Annotated in this window: 12 protein-coding genes; 3 read left to right on the top strand and 9 right to left on the bottom strand. The window is 64.8% G+C overall.

Features of this window, described 5'->3' with window-relative positions; all coding sequences use genetic code 11:
* Window positions 1-6 precede the first annotated feature (6 nt).
* Window positions 7-1,215, bottom strand: coding sequence for an efflux RND transporter periplasmic adaptor subunit (locus LNV08_RS18400; protein ID WP_263535199.1), 1,209 nt, complete (start codon window positions 1,213-1,215; stop codon window positions 7-9).
* Window positions 1,216-1,385: 170 nt separating this feature from the next.
* On the opposite strand from LNV08_RS18400, the gene LNV08_RS18395 reads away from it, so the two are divergent.
* Together LNV08_RS18395 and LNV08_RS18390 are read left to right on the top strand one after the other, a co-directional pair.
* Window positions 1,386-2,252, top strand: a complete 867-nt coding sequence (locus LNV08_RS18395) for a YbaY family lipoprotein (protein ID WP_263535198.1) — start codon at window positions 1,386-1,388, stop codon at window positions 2,250-2,252.
* A gap of 52 nt (window positions 2,253-2,304) precedes the next feature.
* Window positions 2,305-2,952 (top strand): hypothetical protein, encoded by a 648-nt coding sequence (locus LNV08_RS18390; RefSeq protein WP_263535197.1) that lies wholly within the window; start codon window positions 2,305-2,307, stop codon window positions 2,950-2,952.
* Between the two features lie 55 nt (window positions 2,953-3,007).
* Here LNV08_RS18390 and LNV08_RS18385 read toward each other — a convergent pair whose 3' ends face one another.
* Window positions 3,008-4,831 (bottom strand): ABC transporter transmembrane domain-containing protein, encoded by a 1,824-nt coding sequence (locus tag LNV08_RS18385; RefSeq protein WP_263535196.1) that lies wholly within the window; start codon window positions 4,829-4,831, stop codon window positions 3,008-3,010.
* Between the two features lie 44 nt (window positions 4,832-4,875).
* Window positions 4,876-7,017, bottom strand: a complete 2,142-nt coding sequence (locus LNV08_RS18380; protein WP_263535195.1) for an acetyl-CoA hydrolase/transferase C-terminal domain-containing protein — start codon at window positions 7,015-7,017, stop codon at window positions 4,876-4,878.
* Window positions 7,018-7,224: 207 nt separating this feature from the next.
* On the opposite strand from LNV08_RS18380, the gene LNV08_RS18375 reads away from it, so the two are divergent.
* Window positions 7,225-8,031: a GGDEF domain-containing protein gene (locus tag LNV08_RS18375; RefSeq protein ID WP_263535194.1), complete on the top strand. Its 807-nt coding sequence runs from the start codon at window positions 7,225-7,227 to the stop codon at window positions 8,029-8,031.
* On the opposite strand, the gene LNV08_RS18370 is transcribed toward LNV08_RS18375, so the two are convergent.
* Genes LNV08_RS18370 through mutL form a run of 6 tightly spaced genes read right to left on the bottom strand, consistent with a single transcriptional unit; the run spans window position 8,021 to window position 17,148 of the window.
* Window positions 8,021-9,172 (bottom strand): carotenoid 1,2-hydratase, encoded by a 1,152-nt coding sequence (locus LNV08_RS18370; protein ID WP_263535193.1) that lies wholly within the window; start codon window positions 9,170-9,172, stop codon window positions 8,021-8,023. The two genes, LNV08_RS18375 and LNV08_RS18370, sit on opposite strands and share 11 nt — an antisense overlap.
* Window positions 9,172-11,736 carry an FtsX-like permease family protein gene (locus LNV08_RS18365; protein ID WP_263535192.1) on the bottom strand — a complete coding sequence of 855 codons (2,565 nt, stop codon included), beginning with the start codon at window positions 11,734-11,736 and terminating at the stop codon, window positions 9,172-9,174. The genes LNV08_RS18370 and LNV08_RS18365 overlap by 1 nt, the downstream gene beginning before the upstream one ends.
* Window positions 11,733-12,410 carry an ABC transporter ATP-binding protein gene (locus LNV08_RS18360; RefSeq protein ID WP_263535191.1) on the bottom strand — a complete coding sequence of 226 codons (678 nt, stop codon included), beginning with the start codon at window positions 12,408-12,410 and terminating at the stop codon, window positions 11,733-11,735. The genes LNV08_RS18365 and LNV08_RS18360 overlap by 4 nt, the downstream gene beginning before the upstream one ends.
* Entirely contained in the window at window positions 12,397-13,344 is a 948-nt protein-coding gene (miaA, locus tag LNV08_RS18355; protein WP_263535190.1) for a tRNA (adenosine(37)-N6)-dimethylallyltransferase MiaA, read from the bottom strand. Before miaA ends, LNV08_RS18360 begins: the two co-directional genes overlap by 14 nt.
* A 43-nt stretch (window positions 13,345-13,387) precedes the next feature.
* Window positions 13,388-15,142, bottom strand: coding sequence for a pseudouridine synthase (locus LNV08_RS18350; protein WP_263535189.1), 1,755 nt, complete (start codon window positions 15,140-15,142; stop codon window positions 13,388-13,390).
* Window positions 15,143-15,198: 56 nt separating this feature from the next.
* Entirely contained in the window at window positions 15,199-17,148 is a 1,950-nt protein-coding gene (gene mutL / locus LNV08_RS18345) for a DNA mismatch repair endonuclease MutL (RefSeq protein WP_263535188.1), read from the bottom strand.
* Window positions 17,149-17,249: the final 101 nt, after the last annotated feature.

Raw genomic sequence — 17,249 nt, 5'->3', positions numbered from 1 at the left:
TCCGGTTTATCGCGAGGCGGCGGAGGCGGCCGAGATGACTGAGGCCGGCGCACTGGGCGCAGCACCGGGCACCCAAGGTGTCGGCTTGACCACCGCGCCTTGCTGCAGGCGCTGCAGGCCTTCGACCACGACGGTTTCGCCCGCACCCAGGCCCTTCTCGATGATCCAGTCGCTCTTTAACCATTCGCCCACCACCAGATCGCGGCGCTCGACCTTGTTCTCAGGCCCGACCACCCAGGCCACATGGCCGGTTGGTGTCTTGGTGACGGCTTTTTGCGGGATCAAAATGGTGTTTGGCCGCTCGCCCGAGGTGTAGACCACCCGTACATACATGCCGGGCAGGAGCTTTTGTTTGGGGTTGGGCATCACCACGCGCAAGGTGATGGTGCCGGTGCTGGGGTTGACCTGCGACTCGGAAAAGTCCAGCTTGCCGGTGCGCTCGAACTCGCTGCCGTCGGGCAAGAAGATGCGCGCCTGGGCGCTGCCTGCACCTTCTTTGACGCGGCCCGTACTCAGCTCTCGGCGCAGGATCAAAGCGTCACGGTCGGCGACGTTGAAATTGACATACACCTGATCGAGCCGGTCGACCGTGGTCAGGTGGGTCGATTCACCGCGCCCGACCAGGCGGCCCTCGGGCACCAAGGCGGCGCCTATCTTGCCCGACTCGGTCGCCAAGACCTTGGTGTAGCCCAGGTTGGTCTGCGCGCGCTCGACGTTAGCGGCGGAAACCGCCAGCTGCGCCTCGGTCTGCTTGACCGCCGTGACCGCGTCTTCATAGTCTTGCTGGCTGATCGCGTTCTCTTTGACCAGCGGCGCCAGGCGTTTTTCCTTTGAGCGCGCACTCGCCAGATTGGCGCTGGAGCGGGCCTGATCGGCTAGCGCATCATTCAAAGCGATGCGGTAAGGGGTGGGGTCAATCGTGTACAGCAGCTGCCCCTTCTTGACCTCGCTGCCTTCGACGAAATGGCGCTGCTCCAGAATCCCCTCGACCCGGGCGCGCACCTCGACCGAGCGAAACGCAGCCACTCGGCCCACATATTCGTTCACCACCGGCACGGTCTCTGAGCGGGAAGTCACAACCCTGACCTCGGCCGGGGGCGGTTTGGACGCTGCGGGAGGCGCCTTCTTCTCGCAAGCGCTCATCAACATCGCCAGCGGCAAGGCCAGCAGCAGGGAGAGGGCGACGCTCTTGGTCAAGCCGAGGTTCTTGCGCATGGTGTTGCGTCTTTCTTTGTTGCCAGTTCAAGAAGCCGGGCCAGCCCTTTTTCTCGAAAAGGCTAGGCAAGGCCACGTATGCTTTGGCACTATAACGGCAGCTCGCTACCGAGCTGAGCGCTTCAGCCGTTAGGATATATACCGGGCTGTGCCGGCCCGACGGGTGACGCATGAAATATAGATCAGCACTTGCATTTTTTACGCGCGCCGCGGCCGTGCTGGCCGCACTCGCTTGCGGGCCGGGCTTGGCCATTGCCGCTGCACCTTCCGGCGCCGCGTCCGCCGGGGAGGGCGCGATGTTTGAAGTGCAGGGCCGAGCCAGCTATCGGGAGCGGATCGCGCTGCCGCCGCAGGCGGTCTTCACCGTGCGTATCGAAGATGTGTCGCTGGCCGACGCGCCGGCCAAGCTGATGGCCGAGCTGAGCAGGCCGCTGGGGCGTAGCCAAGCAGCGCTGGACTTTAAGCTGACGGTGCCCAAGACGCAGGTCGATCCAAGGCATCGCTACGCGCTGCGCGCCACCATCCATGTGGACGGCCAATTGCGGTTTACCAGCACCCAGCATTACCCGGTGCTGAATGATGCGCCGGCCCAGCCTTTGGAGCTGCAGCTGCAGGCAGTGGCGCGAAGTTCGGTGGGGCAGGAACCCGCCCGCCAGGCCTCTGACAAGGCCGGTCTGAGCTTGCCGCAAAGTTTTGCCGGCGTCTTGCCCTGCGCCGACTGTGCCGGCATCGCCCATACACTGACCCTGCTGCCTGACGGGGTCTACCGAATGCGTCAAAGCTATCTGGGCAAGCCGGGGCTGCCGCTGCTGCAGCAGGGCCGATGGAGTGTCAGCCAAGCCGGCTCAAACCAAAGCTACTTTCATCTGAAATTGCTGAATGAGCAGCAGAGCAACTATTTTCTGATTCAAGCCCAAACAGCTCAGACGGCCGAGCTCAGTTTGCGTCAATTGGACCGACAAGGTCAGCCCTTTAACTCGGGCGCAAATTTGCTGCTGCGCCCCCTTGCTGCGCTGGACTTGATGGAATCAAACTAAACGGTGCTCCAATAGTGAGCAAGATCTACCGCCCCTCCTGAACGGATTTTTCATGAAGCTATTCACTCTCGGTTCGCTCTCATTCGCAATGGCCTTGGCCCTGGGCCATGCGGCTCAAGCGCAAGGCCTGGTCACATCAACCGTATCCGGCAAGACCGAACTGGCCCGGATGAAGGGCAGCGAGCTGGAATTCAGGGCGCGCGTGGTGGAGCTGGACCTGGCCAAGCGGACCGCCGTGGTGCGTGATCCCAAGGGCAAGCTGACCAAGATGGATGTACCGGCCAGCGTCAACAATCTGGACAAGGTGCAGGTCGGTGACGAGCTGGTGATTCGTTATGCCAGCGCAATCGCGGTCAGCCTGGAGCCTAGAAGCAAGGCCGGCTCAAGTGGCATTCGCGAGCGGGTGGAGTCCAGCGCCTCGGCGACAACGGATGTGGGCGGCCTGCCCGGTCGTACGGAGTCCAGCACCGTGGAAATGCTGGTCATCATCAAGGCACTTGATGCCAAGGCCAATACCGCCACCTTGCGCGGCGTGCACCGCACCTTCACCGTGCCTGTGCCCGAAAGCGTCGACATCAAGAAGTTGAAGGTCGGTGATGAGGTGCGGGTCGCCATGGTTGAGGCATCGGCCGTCAGCGTGGAGCATGCCGCTTCAGCGCCGGCTAGCCCAGCCTCAGCCGCCAAGAAGATCAAAAAATGAGCAGGCGCCGGCGGCTGTCAATCATCGACAGACAGCGCTGGCTTTAGGACTCGGCTTAAGCCTCGGCAGCCGGCTGCAAATCAAATTGCAGCGCGGCCAGCCTGGCGTAGAGCCCACCGCGCGCGCTCAGCTCGGCATGGCTGCCGATATCCACAATGCGGCCATGCTCCATCACAACGATGCGATCGGCGCGCTGCACGGTGGCCAGGCGGTGCGCAATCACCAGCGTCGTGCGGTGCTGCATCGCCGCTTCAAGTGCGGCTTGAACCATCCTCTCGCTTTCGGCATCCAGCGCGCTGGTGGCTTCGTCCAGCAGCAGCAGCGGCGGGTTTTTCAGCATCGCGCGTGCAATGCTGATACGTTGGCGCTGGCCGCCCGACAACCTCACGCCGCGCTCGCCCAGAAACGTCGCATAGCCCTCGGGCAGGCGGCGGATAAAGTCATCGGCAAACGCAGCCTCGGCCGCCTTGATGACTTCGGCGTCGCTGGCACCGGGGCGCCCGTAACGGATGTTTTCCATGGCGCTGGTCGAGAAGATCACGCTGTCTTGGGGCACCAGGCCAATGCCGGCCCGCAGCGTCGCTAGGCTGAGCTGATCGGTGGGCACGTCGTTCAGCAAGATGCGGCCGCTTTGGGCATCGTAAAAGCGCAAGAGCAGCTGAAACACGGTGCTCTTGCCAGCACCGCTGGGGCCCACCAGCGCGATGGTTTCGCCGGGCTGGATGTTGAGCGCAAAGTCCTGCAAGGCGGCTTGGTTCGGACGGGAAGGGTAGTTGAAGCTCACCTGCTCCAAGCGCAGCGCGCTGCCGCCCGGCATGAGCGGCAGCGCCTGTGGCCGGGCAGGCTCACCCACCGGCGAGCGGCTGGCCAGCAACTCCATCAATCGCTCGGTGGCGCCGGCCGCGCGCAGCACATCGCCGTAGACCTCGGCCAGCACGGCCACGCTGCTGACCAGCAAAATCACATAAACAATGGTCTGGCCCAGATGGCCTGCCGAAATCTTGCCCGCCAAGACCGCCTGCGTGCCCTGATACAAGCCCCATAGCAGCGCGGCGAAGGTGGCGGTGATGATGAAGGCCACCAGCCCCGAACGCACCAAGGCGCGCTTGCGGGCGGTCTCGAAGGCGTTTTCGCTGGCGAGCGCAAAACGACTGGCCTCAGCGGTTTCTTGCGTATAGCTTTGCACCACCGGCACCGCGTTCAAGACCTCGGCGGCGATTGCGCTGGTGTCGGCGACGCGGTCTTGCGCCGAGCGGCTGAGTTTGCGCACCCGCCGGCCAAAGTAGATGGCCGGCAGCAGCACAAAGATCAAGATGCCCAGCACCTGCGTCATCACCAGCGGATTGGTGGCGATCAGCATGGCCATCGCCCCCACGCCCATGACCAGGCTGCGCAAGCCCATCGAGAAGCTGGAGCCGACGACGGTTTGCACCACCGTGGTATCGGTGGTGATGCGGCTCAAGACCTCGCCGGTTTGGGTGGTCTCAAAGAATTCCGGACTTTGCTTGAGCACATGGCCATAGACCGCATTGCGCAGGTCAGCAGTGACGCGCTCACCCAGCCAGGTGACGGCGTAAAAACGCGCCGCCGAAAACACACCCAGCGCGGCGCCAACCGCGAACAAGGCCAGGAAATGCTCGCGCATCGCCATCAAGCGCTCGCCGCTTTGGAGGGCGCCGTTGGTGGAGCTGCCACCCATGCCTTGATCGACCAGGCCGCGCAGCGCCAGCGGGAAGGCCAGGGTGGCCATGGCGGCCAGCACCAAGAAGAGCAAGGCGCCCAAAATGGGGCCACGGTAAGGTTGCAGGAATGGCAGCAAACCACTGAGCGAGCGTGGATTGCCGGTTTTTGGTGGGGCGAGGTCTGGGTTTTTGGGCATGGCCGCAGTGTATGCGGCGGCTTAAAATGCCATCCGGCTGAGGCTTAAAGATTGCTGGCAAACAGCCTGCGCACAAACAAATCTTTGAAACTCTTGGCGTCGGCCAAGCCCAGGCGCTCCAGATAGGCGGGCGGCACGGGCTTCTCGCCGCTCAAGCTTTGCAAAATCATGCCGACCAATTCAAGCGGATGGTGGCTGGCGTGTTTGAGCTTCTTGAGTGCGCGCACGATGGTCAGCTCGTCCGCCGTCAGGTCGGTGCCAAAGGGGAAGTCCGGCAGCACGCCGCTGTTGCGCCAGGGGCGCAAATGTTCGCGCAGCATCTCGGGGCTGTTGCGCTGGGCGGCGGCGGGAATCTCGTAGTCCGCCTCCAACTTGCCATGGGCAATCGCTTCGTGCAAGAGCGCGGTCTGGAAGCGCGAATCGGCAATATTGAGCAAGCGTTTCACGCATTCCGAATCGGTGCAGCCGCGCAGGTCAGCGACGCCGTATTCGGTGATCACGATGTCGCGCAGATGGCGAGGAATGGTGCAGTTGGCATAGCTCCAGACGATATTGCTGCGCAGACCGTCGGCATTGTCATGGGTGGACCGCAGCATCAAAATACCGCGCGCATCGGGCAGCGCATGGCCCATGGCGACGAAGTTGTACTGACCGCCGACGCCCGACACCATCTGCCCCGACTCCATGCCGTCCGAGGACGCCGCCCCCAGCAGCGTGACCTTCATCGTCGTGTTCATCAGGCGAGCTTTGACGCGCTGTGCACGTTTGAGCGCTTCGCTGCCCAGGGCGTCGCCGTAGAGTTCATTGATGAAGCCGATGCGTGTCATGTCAATCAGGGCCAGCTGCTCCTCGGGCATCTCGCGCAGGCGCTGATAGAAGTCACGCGGCCCGAGGAAGAAACCGCCATGCATGATGGTCGCTCCCAGCCAGCTTGGCCCCAGCAAACAAGCCTCGATGGCGGCCAGGGCGGCGGGGTCCCGAAGATCATTGCGAATCGACTGCTCGCCCAGCTGCAACTGATCCGCGCTGCAGCTCACGCCGGCCTTGAAGATGCCGTGCCGGCTCAGAAAGGCGAGGTCGGCCTCGCGCAGCGGCGAGCTGATGCGCCGGCGCTGTAGCAGGTCTTGCAGCACCTGCAGGCTGGGATTGGCCGGCATGCGCCCTTGCAGCGCCAACTCTTGCAGATCCAGATCACTGAAAACGCGGCGGCGAATCAGGCCGGCCTCGATCAAACGCATAAAGCCGTTGACGAACATTTCCGAGCAGCCGTACAGGCCTTGCTCGAACTTATCGAGCTCGCGCCCTTGCAGCTCGCCATGGCAGAGCGGGCTCAGGATGGTCTTGAAATGCTCGCTATTTCCATCGCGCACGATCAAGGCCTGCGCGATTGCGTCGCCCAGCGAGCCAATGCCGATCTGCAGCGTGCCGCCGTCGGGCACCAGGCTGGCCGCGTGCAGACCGATGGCGTAGTCGGCCCAGCTGATGGCCGCATTGGGCGGCGCGAAGATGGTGTGGCTGCAGCCCGGGCCATCCAGCACCAGGCCAAACAAATCGGGCGAGGCCACCGCGTTGCCGGGCATAAAGGGCAGTTCATGGTTGACCATGGCCACCGCCAGCAGTGGCCGCCCCTGCGCTTGCATGCGCTCGATCAAATCAAAACTCAGATCAGGATTGCAGGACAGGGAAAACTCGGTGCGCCCGTCGGTCCCGGTGCGGCTCGCCACCGCTTGCGCAAGCACATTGACGCCATGCGACATCATGTCGCGCACCGCGAAGCTGTAATTGGTGCAGACAAAGGCCTGCTGCGCGCCATCATTGCCGAGGTAATCGCCGGTCTTCATGAAGAACTCATGGACCTCGATATTGGGCGGCAGCGTGCCGGCGCGCAGCGCCTTGACATAGTCCATGTCGGGGTAGTCGCCAAACACGCGCTCGACCAGCGGCTCCAGAAAATGCGCCTCCAGCGAGGACTTGCCCTGGGGTTTTTCCAGGGACAGGGCGGTGAACAGTTTGAGCCGGCGCTCGGGGCTGGCCGCAATGCGTCGATATAGCGCGTTAACCAAGGGGTTGGGTTTGCCAAGGCCCAGCGGTATGGCCATCACGATCTCGCCCTGTACGCGCTGCAGGATCTGGTCCACGGTAGCTTCAATGCTGTTCAGCCATGCGGCGGCGGCGTGCTTGTTCATGTCTTGTCTCCATGCCTCGCGGTCATTGCCGCGAGCTTGTTGGTCATCGCTTCAGTTTGCTGCAGCCTGCGGCTGGCCATTTTGATTTACGACAAGATTGTGACGCGCGTGCATCGGTCGGGCTCGGCAACACGGCGGCTCAATGATTCTTGAAGCCTGTAGGTCTGTGTTGAAATGCTGCTCGCACATTCGCTTCACTATTCGCACATGTTGAAAAATTTGGAGCCGCCCAGGTGGTTGGCCTTGTTGAGACAATGGACCGAGGTCCTCGGGCCGGCTAAGGCCCTGGCGCTGCTGCTGGCAGCGGCATTGCTGGCTGCGGTAGCTGTTTCACAGCTCTTGATTTCATTGCTGGGTTTTGGCGACCGCGTTGCCGCCGCCCTCTGTGCCGGGGTCAGCGCGCTCTTGCTGGCTGCGCTGCTCGGGCGCGTGTTGCTGGGCCTGCTGGCGCAGCTCGAACAGTCGACGCTGCAGCTCAAACGCTTTTCAAGCACCGATATGTTGACCGGCATCGTCAACCGGCGTGCCTTTCTCGGCTTGATCGAGCGTGAATGGGCCCTGGCCCGGCGCTATGAAACGACTTGTGCGATGGTGATGATCGACCTCGACCATTTCAAGCGCATCAACGAGAACTTTGGCCACCGCTGCGGTGACATGCTGCTGCGCCAGATTGCCGAGGCCAGCAGCGAGACCTTGCGCCAGGGCGATGTGCTGGCTCGCTTTGGCGGTGAAGAATTCGGGCTTTTTTTACCCCACACAGACCCGCTCGGTGCGCTCGATGTGGCGGAGCGGATTCGTGAACGGGTCGAGCGGCTTGATTTCTGTTGGAACGGCCACGTCATCCCGGTCAGCGTCAGCCTGGGTGTGGCGGCACTGCAGGCCGACCACCACAGCCTGGATCAATTCGTCAACGCGGCCGAAGACGCCCTGCACATGGCCAAGGCGGATGGCCGCAACTGTGTGCGGGTGGGCGACGGCTTGATGCCGGGCCGGGCGGCCGAGCTCAGGGCTTGAGTTTTTTGTCTGGCCCCTGCGACCGCAGCAGCGTCATGCCGTCGGCATAGCCGGTTAACTCCAGGTAGCCCAGACCGAGGCGCTGGCCGTCTAGGCTCAGCAACTCCGCAGCGCCTTCCCAGTAACGCATGCCCGTGCTGGCCCGTGCGTCGACTTCTTGCGCGTCGAGCAGCGTGCGCAGCTCCAGCTGCCCCAGCGGTGTGGTGATGCGCCAGGCGACCGGATAGTTGGCGCCACTGGCCGGGCTGCGCCAATGCCTCAGCGGCGCCATGCTGATCTGTGCAGGCGCAAAGTCCTGGCTAGTGCCGCCGGGCTTGCGCCAGCTGCCGCCGGCCCAGAGCTGCGTGCCGTCGGCCCGGCGCAGCCTGAAGACGGTCAGCGCGCCGCCGTCGCTCAAATTGATGCCGGCCCAGTCCCAGCCGACCGCTTGTTCTCCGCCTTGGGCTCCGAGCAGGTTGTCGCTCCATTCATGGTCCAGCCAGGAGCGCCCACTGAGTTGGCGAGTCTTGCCGCCGAGCTGCAGCTTCGCTTCGGTCTGCAACTGCAGCTGGCTGTAGTAGTGGCTGAACTGAGCGGGGTCGGGGCCCTTGCGCGACAGCCCTTGCTGGCCTTGCAGCAAGGGCGGCTGCGTGGTTTGCAAGCGCAGGGCTAGCGCGAAGCCGCCTGTCTTGCTGGCGAAGCCGGCGCGGTAGCCAGCCTCGTTTCTTCTCAAAAACCAGTCGCGTAAATGGACATCGCAATCGCTTTCGCTGGCCTCGGCGATACCGAATCCGGCGCGCGCCAGGCGCTGATCGTGCTGCAATTTGCCGCCCGCCAGATCGGTCACGGCGGCATGCGCCAGCAGCAATTGCCGGGCGGCGAAGCGGCTCGGGTGGTCTGGCGGCGCCGGGCCGCGCACACGGAAAAAGGTCAGCTGATAGCCGAAGCGAGGGGGGCCAAGCTCCCGCTCGCTGAAAACGTCGCCCAACACGCCGGTCAGGTACCACCATTCAAGGCTCTGTGCCGGATGGGCGCCGAAGTCGCGCGGGAACTGCAGGCCTGGGACCTCTCCTTCAGATCGCGCCAAGCCGGGCAGCGAGGTGAGACCCAACGCCTGCAAGAGTCGGCGCCGGCGCAGGGCGGTGACCATGTTCATCATCATCACCAGTCCTCCTTGACCGCCTGCACCACGTCATCACCGGTGGCGCGCCAGGCAGCCAGCATCGAGGCCGACAGGCCGGCCAGAAACACGGCGCCCAGCAAGGCCAGCAGGCGCGGCCAAGGCAGGCTCATGTCCATGCTCCAGTGGAAACTCTGCGGGTTGACTACCCAGACCAGCACCCCGCTCAGGGCCAGCCCCAGGCCCAGGCCGGCCAGCGCGCCAACGCCGCTGAGCAGCGCCGCCTCGACGGCCAAGAGCCGCAGCACATCGGCGCGCGTCAGCCCTAGATGGCGCAGCAGACCAAATTCACGCCGCCGCGCCAAGACCTGCGCCGACTGGCTGGCGGCGATGCCGAACAGCCCTATGCCCAAAGCCACCGCCTGCAGCCAATGGGTGACCGCGAAGCTGCGCTCAAAAATGCTCAGCGACATGGCCTTCAACTCACCAACGGCAGCAAACTCCAGATCGTCCAGATTGTTGGACTGCAAGGCCTTGAGCTGAGGTCCTGGTTCGGCCGAGGCCAGACCCGGTTTGAGCCAGATGTAGAGCTCGGTCAGCTGCATATCGCCGCTCCAGCGCTGGTAGTCGCTCAGCTGCAGCATTAACGCGCCGCTCTGGCGTGCGTAGTCGCGCCAGACGCCGCGCACATAGGCCGCCTGCCTCGCGCCGCCCGGCGTCAAACGCAGTGTGATGCTTTGGCCCGGGCGCAGCTGCAGCTGGTCACGCAGATGCTCGTTGATGTAGACGGGCAGGGCAGTCGATGTCTCGGCAAGGGGCTCAACAAGCGGCCCAACAAGGGGCAGCTGATCCACTTTGAACTCGCGCGCCATCAAGTCGATCGCTTCGGCCTGCTCGTCCAGCCAAACGCTGCTGCTGCGCTGGCCGGTCACGGTCTTGGCCAGGCCGCTGGCGCGCAAGGCCGGGGCATAGTCGGGCGGCAAGGCAGCGCCTTGGCCGGCTTGCATGCGCAGGCTGGAGCGCACATAAAAATCCGCCGGCAGCATTTGATCTAACCACTGAGTCAAGGAGTCACGAAAGCTGCCCACCATCACCAGCATTGCCACCGACAGGCTCAGCGCCACTAAGACGCCGGCCAAAGAGCGGCTGGCTTCGCCGGCTTGGTCGCGGGCGCGATCGCGCACCAAGGCAAGCAGGGCAGAGCCGCTCAAGGCCTTCGGCAAGACACTCAGCAGGCCGAGAGCCAGTCGCAGCAAGGCGGGCACGCAGGCGATGCCGCCCAGCAGCAAGAGAAACATCGCCGCGTAGGCGGCCAGCGGCACGTCCGGCCAGGCGGGCAGCGGAGGCACAAAAGCCAAAGCCAGGCCTGCCAACAACAAGCTCGGCCCCAGCCAGCTGGGAAGCGCGGGTTCCAACTCATTGCCCAGGCCGCGCAAGACCAAGGCGACCGGCATGCGCCGCACGCTCCAAGCGGGCAGGGCGCAGGCCGCCAGGCTGATCAGCACGCCAATGACGCCGAAGATGGCCGCAGCGCCGATTTGGGTGGCGCTCAGCGCCAGCCCGAAGCTCTTGCCGCCCGCCTTGCCGACGGCAAAGCCGAGCTCGGCGCCCAAGACTTGCTGGCCCACGCTGGCCAAGGCATAGCCCAGCAGCAGCCCAGCGGCGCTGCCGAGCAGACCCAGGGCCAGGCCCTCGGCCATGATCAAGGCGGCACGCTCCTTGGCCGTCATGCCCAGCACGCCCAACAAGGCGAGCTGGGGCTGGCGTTGCGCTACCGACAAGGACATCACCGCAAAAACCAGAAAGCTGCCGGTGAACAAGGCCATCAAAGACAAGACGCCCAGATTGACGCGGTAGGCGCGCGTCATGGCGCTTAGGCGCGCGCCTTCGTCGGGCGGCGGGGCGGCCTTCAGCCCCTGGGGTAAAGCGTTATTGGCCAGCCATGTCGAAACGTTCTGCCCGGCCTCCAGGCGCAGGTCGATGCGGTCGAGCTCGCCCAGGCGGCCGAGCAAAAGTTGAGCGCCGGCGATGTCCAGCACCGCCAGCGCTGAGCCTGTCGCGGCAATCGGCGGGCCGATGGCAAAGTCTTGGCTGTGGGCCGCACCCGTGCCTTGTGCGGCCCGCAGGCTCAGGCGCTCGGCCTTGCCGCCCAGGCGCGCGATGGCGGCCGGATTGAGGAAGACCGTGGCCGGGTCGAGCAATGAGGAGATGGACTTCAGCTCGCTGGGCATCAGCTCGGGGCTGAGCGGGCCGGACTGCAGGACGTCCAGCCCGATCACACGCAAGTTGAAACGTTTGCCGTCGGCGCCTACCGCCTGCGCTTGCCCCTCCAGCACCGGGGCCACCAGACTCAGGCCCGGCAGCTTGGCAAGCGCCGCATAGCTGCTCTCGCTCAGTGGACCTTGTGTGCCGCGCAGCACCAGATCGGGTGCGCCATTCAGGCTGGCGGCGGCCTTGGAGAACTCGCTCAGGGCGCTGCTATTGAGCAGATGCACCGCAAAAGCCAGCGCCACACCCAGCGTGATGGATAGCAGGGCCAAGAGTTGCCGGCCCGCCTGATGGCGCAGGGCGGGCCAAGACAGCTGGGTCAGCCAGGCCCAGCTCAAGCGAGCGCCTGTGTTTGAAGGTCCTGCGTCGTGATGCCTTGCTCGCTGATCCGCAGGCAACGGTCGGCACGCGCCGCCGCACGCTCGGAATGTGTGACGAGCAAGCAGGCCGAGCCTTGCGCATGGACTTGCTCCAGCAGCAGATCCAGCACGGCGGACGCATTGCGGGCATCGAGGTTGCCGGTCGGCTCGTCCGCCAGGACCAGCGCCGGGCGGTGCACCAGCGCGCGCGCAATCGCCACTCTTTGCAACTGGCCGCCGGACAGCTGGCGCGGGCTGCGAGCCCCCAGATCGCCCAGGCCCACGGCCTCCAGCATCTCTTGCACGCGCTGCGGGTCGGCTCGCTTCATGAGCAGCAAGGGCAGGCCGACATTGGCCGCCACGCTCAGATGCGGCAGCACATGAAAGGCCTGGAATACAAAACCCAGGTGTTGGCGGCGCAGCAAGGCGCGCTGACTTTCGCCCAGGCTGCCCAACTCTGCGCCGGCCAGATGCACCGTCCCGGCACTGGGCTCATCCAGGCCGGCTAGGCAATTCAAGAGTGTGGACTTGCCCGAGCCGGACTCACCCAGCAGCGCCACCAATTCGCCGGCTTGGAGGCGCAAATCAATGCCTGTAAAGACGGGTGTGGCGCCATAGCTTTTGGCCAGACCACGGGCCTCAAGCACCGGCATGAGGGGCGCTCAGCAAGCGTTGCAGGCAAGCCAATAGATGTAGCTTGGCCTGAGGGTCATCGCAGGCGATCACATGGCGCTGCGGGCTGGAGCGCAGCCAAGTCAGCTGGCGCTTGGCCAGTTGGCGGGTGGCGATCGTGCCTTGTTCGGCCAAGTCCTTGAAGTTATTGGTCTCCAACGCGGCCCAGGCTTGGCGGTAGCCAACGCAGCGCATCGAGGGCAGATCGGCGTGCAGGTCGCCGCGCGCGCGCAAGGCGCGCACTTCGTCGAGCAGGCCTTGTTTGAGCATCAGCTCAAAGCGCTCTGCCAAGCGCCTATGCAGCCAGGCGCGGTCATTCGGTTCCAGCGAAATCATGGGCCAATCGACCGCGCCCTTGCGTTGTACGTGCAACTCGCTCATAGGCCGGCCGGCCAACTGGCAGACCTCGAGCGCACGCTGAATGCGCTGCGAGTCGTTTGGTGCCAGCCGGGCGGCCGTGATGGGGTCAAGTCTTGCCAGCTCGGCATGCAGGGCCGGCCAACCCAGCTCGGCCGCGCGGGCATCCAGCTCGGCGCGCAGCGCCGGGTCGGCCAGCGGCATCTCGCTCAAGCCCTGGTGCAGCGCGTTGAAGTACAGCATGGTGCCGCCGACCAAGAGCGGCAAGCGGCCGCGCGCCAAGACCTCGACTGCGATGCGCTTGGCCGCCGTCACGAATTGCCCGGCCGAGAACGCGTCCAGTGGGTCGATCAGGTCGATCAAATGATGCGGCACGGCATCCTGCTCGGCAGCACTTGGCTTGGCCGTGCCAATGTCCATGCCGCGGTAGACCAGGGCCGAATCGACGCTGATGATCTCCACCGGCAAGACCTGCGCGATCTCCAGCGCAAACGCGGTCTTGCCCGTGCCCGTGGGGCCAGCCAAGCAAACCGGCCCGTTAAATGGGGTCAGGTTCATTTGATTTGACCCCATCCTGCTCCCATTTGGCTTGCTCGCGCCATCAATCGAAGCGCTCCCACGGTGTCAGGAACCGCCACTGGCCGACCGGCAGATTGCCCAAGTTGATGCGCCCGATGCGCACGCGCTTGAGGCCCACCACTTTCAGGCCGACTTGCTCGCACATGCGGCGGATCTGGCGCTTGCGGCCTTCACGCAAGACAAAGCGCAGCTGGTCTTCATTGGCCCAGCTGACCTTGGCCGGCTTCAACTGAACGCCGTCCAATTCCAGGCCATGGTTCAGCAGCGCCATATCGGCGGCGGGGAAGCTGCCGTCGGCGCTCTTGACGCCGTCGCGGCCGTGGTACTCCACCCGCACCAGATACTCCTTCTCGATCTTGGAGTCTTCGCCGATCAAGAGCTTGGCGATGCGGCCGTCTTGCGTCAGCACCAGCAAGCCGGTCGAGTCGATGTCCAGCCGCCCGGCAGGTGCCAAGCCACGGCTGTGGCCGAGGTGGTATTTGATGCCGGAGGTGTCTTCGGTCCAATGGGTGTCGGACTTGATCAGCGTGGACGCGTTCTCATAGCCGTCTTCGGCCTGACCCGAGACCCAGCCAATCGGCTTGTGCAAGAGGATGGTCACGCGCTTGGCCTGCTCTTTGTTAGCGAGTTGATCGACCTCGATCTTCACGCCCGGCAGCACGCGCTGACCCAGCACGGCCATCTTGCCGTCGACGCGCACCCAGCCGGCCGCGATCCACTCATCTGCTTCACGGCGCGAGGCCATGCCCAGCACGCCCATATGCTTGGACAGGCGCACGCCTTCATCGCGCGAATCCACATAATCTTCATCTTCGTCGTCATCGCCGAGCTGACGGCTCAGCTGAGCGGCCGCAGCGCGCAGATGCTCTGGCAGCTGGCGGGCCGCTGCCTGGGAATACTTAGAGGACTGAACTGGCCCTCGTGGCGCGGGCCTGGGGCCACTGGCGCGACGCTGATCCTGGCGGGTGAAATTGCTTTGACCCGGCTCTTCGCGCTGCTGTTGATTGAAGCCGCCTTGGCCCCCTTGATCGCCTTGCCCACGATAGCCGCCCTGGCCACGGTCCTCATAGCGCGGACGCTGCTGCTGGTATTGCTGCTGATCGCGCGGACCTTGCCGGTAAGCACCTTGCTCGCGCGGCGCGTTGTAGCCAGCGCCACCACCGCCGCCCTGGAATTGCTGACGTGGGCGCTGCTCGTTAAACCCTTGTTGATCCTGGCGCGGCCGGTCGTATTGCGGACGCCGGTCGTCGAAACGAGGCGCTTGCTCGCGAGCTTCCCGCATTGGCGGCCGCTCGTTCGGGCGCTGACCTTGATAGCCGCCGGGGCGCCTATCTTCATAACGCGGGCCTTCATCGCGTGGGCCGCGCGACTCACGCGAGTCGCGTGAGTCATATTCATGTGGGCGCCCGTAGCCCGCTTGCGGGCGACGCTCCTCGTAGCGAGGGCCTTCGTCACGCCGTGGGCCCGCGTCTCGGCGAGGGCCGCCCTGATGACCTTGATAGCCACCACGCTGATCAGGCCCACCGTGGCGGGGGCCGGCCGGCGGTCTTGCGCGTTCGTCGCGTGATCCGGCGAAGGCGGGCCGCTCCGCATTGAAGCCACCTTGGCGCTGCTCATATTGCGCTTGTCGCTCCTGCCGCTCGGCTTGCGCGCGCTCCAGGCTTTGGCGTGGGCGTGAGACACCCTTGCCGCGCACTGGAGGGCGACGTTCGCCGTCAGGTCGACTGGAACCACTTGGGCCAGTTTTATTCTTTTTATTCAATTTCAAAGTGGCCATAAAGGGCTCCATCACAAAAAGCAGTCGCTGAATTCGTCATGCAACAAGCATGAACTTCAGCGCCCGCGCAAAAACAAGGCATCGAGTTCGCGCATGGTCAATTGCCGCCATGTCGGCCGGCCATGATTGCACTGATCGGCACGTTCGGTGCGTTCCATATCGCGCAAGAGGCCATTCATTTCTTCTAGCGTCAGCTGGCGGTTGGCGCGCACCGCACCATGGCAGGCCATGGTGGCGAGAATTTCATGCTGAGCGCGCTCAATGGCGTGGCTGGCATCGAACTGCGCCAACTCGGCCAGCACGCTGCGCACCAAGTCCACCACATCGCCGCCGGCCAGCGCCGCCGGCCGTGCGCGCACCGCCAAGACCTTGGCCGACAGCGGCGCCACATCCATGCCGAGCCGCTCCAGCGTCGCTGCATGCGCCTCAGCGGCCGCAATCTCTTGCGCCGTCGCGGCAAAGGTGATCGGGATCAGCAGCGGCTGCGACTCGATCGCCGCAGCGCCCAAGCTGGCCTTGAGGCGCTCATAAACCACGCGCTCATGGGCCGCATGCATATCGACAATGATCAGCCCCTGCGCGTTCTCGGCCAGCACATAGACACCCTGGATCTGCGCGATGGCGCGACCCAGCGGCCAGTCATGCTGGGGCAAGGCTTGCTGCAAAGGCACTGCAGGGTCAGGTCTTGCCTGCGGATTGAACTCGGCCTGGCCGTAGAGTGTGGCCACCTCGGCCAGCCCCAGCGAAGCCTGCGCGCCCTGGCCAATCGGCGGGCGCCAGCTATTGGTTGAGGGCGGGTTGGCGTAGCCTGCGGCCGGCTCATTGGCCTGTGCGGTGGGCGTTTGCGCAAACCAGGCCGGCGGATTGCCGGGCGAGGGCCGATAGCCCGGCACGCTGGCCGCAGCGGCAATCGCCTGTTGCGCTTGCTCGGCGGGGCTGGGCTCGAGGTTCTCCGCAGCGGCTGAGCGTGACAGCGCCAGCGCATCCTGCACCGCGTAGCGCACCTGCTGATGGATCTCGCGGCCGTCACGAAAGCGCACTTCAATCTTGGTCGGGTGCACATTGACGTCGACACGGTCGGGCGCGATCTCGATGAAGAGCACATAGCTGGGCTGGCGGTGACCGTGCAGCACGTCTTCATAGGCCGAGCGGATGCCATGCGCGATCAGCTTGTCGCGCACAAAGCGGCCGTTCACGTAGACATATTGCATGTCGGCGCGGCTGCGTGCCGCCTCGGGCAGGCCGGCGCGGCCATAGACCCGCAAAGGGCCGCGCTCGGAAAAAACCGCCCGGCTGACGGCGAGGAACTCCGCCCCCAAGACATCGCTCAAGCGCTGCTCCGACGAGGCAATACGCCACTGCTCGACCAGCTTGCCTTCATGCCAGACGGTGAAGCCCACATCGGGCCGGGCCAGCGCATGGCGGCGCACCGCCTCCATGCAATGCGCCAACTCGGTCGCGTCGGTCTTCAAGAATTTGCGCCGCGCCGGGGTGCTGAAGAACAGCTCGCGCACCTCGATGCTGGTGCCACGCGAACGCGCCGCCGGGGCCAACTCGCCCGAGCGAGCGTCGAGCCGGTGGGCGTGGGCGGCACCTTCGCAGCGGCTCAAGAGCGCCATCTCGGCGACCGAGGAGATCGCGGCCAAGGCTTCGCCGCGAAAGCCCATGGTGGCGACCGACTCTAGATCATCGAGCGAGCGGATCTTGCTGGTGGCATGGCGTTTGAGCGCCAGCGGCAACTCGTCCACCGGGATGCCCAGGCCGTCGTCTTCGATGACGATGGCGCGCACGCCGCCGGCCATCAGCTTGACCTGAATTTGCGTTGCGCCGGCGTCCAGCGCGTTGTCGACCAACTCGCGCACGACCGATGCAGGCCGCTCCACCACCTCGCCGGCGGCGATTTGGCTGATCAGTTCATCGGGGAGTTCGCGGATGCTGCGCCGCGTGGGCGCGGCGGCCAGATGCTGCGGTGCAGGCACAGGCGAGGCGGGAAGGGACAAATCCATGCCGAATTTTACCTTGGTCAGGCTTGCCCTGGCTTGGGCGCCAGATAAAGCGCCCAAGCAATGTTCGCACTCAAGCTGCGGCGTGCCGCGCCGATAGCAGG

Source organism: Paucibacter sp. TC2R-5 (assembly GCF_025717605.1).
GTDB lineage: Bacteria > Pseudomonadota > Gammaproteobacteria > Burkholderiales > Burkholderiaceae_C > Paucibacter_A > Paucibacter_A albus.
This window is presented reverse-complemented; position numbering and strand designations above follow the sequence as displayed.